Consider the following 291-nt stretch of genomic DNA (forward strand, 5'->3'; position numbering starts at 1 on the left):
ATAATTGTCATCGTTTTCATTGATTTTAATAATTTTTCCTAATTTTAAATCAGCAGCCTCTGCTATAGTTTTTGCTTTTTCAATCGCTTCAGCAATAGCTTTTTTCCGTGCTTCTTGATAGAACGGTTTTGTATTGGCATTGGTAAAGGTAATGCCATGCACTGAATTGACGCCGAGCGCCATTGCTTGATCAAATATTTTACCGGCGTTGGAAAGATCACGAATGCGTACTGTTAAAGAATTTGAAACATGATAGACAATTCCATTGTTCTTTTTTTCGTGATCTTTGTT

1 protein-coding gene is annotated in these 291 nt (G+C 35.1%); it reads right to left on the bottom strand.

Features of this window, described 5'->3' with window-relative positions; all coding sequences use genetic code 11:
- Positions 1–291 (bottom strand): SIMPL domain-containing protein (locus ACFIO5_RS10460; protein ID WP_375705366.1); only part of this gene is annotated, 291 nt, incomplete at both ends.

The sequence above is a fragment of the Bartonella sp. AA86SXKL genome, from assembly GCF_042196885.1.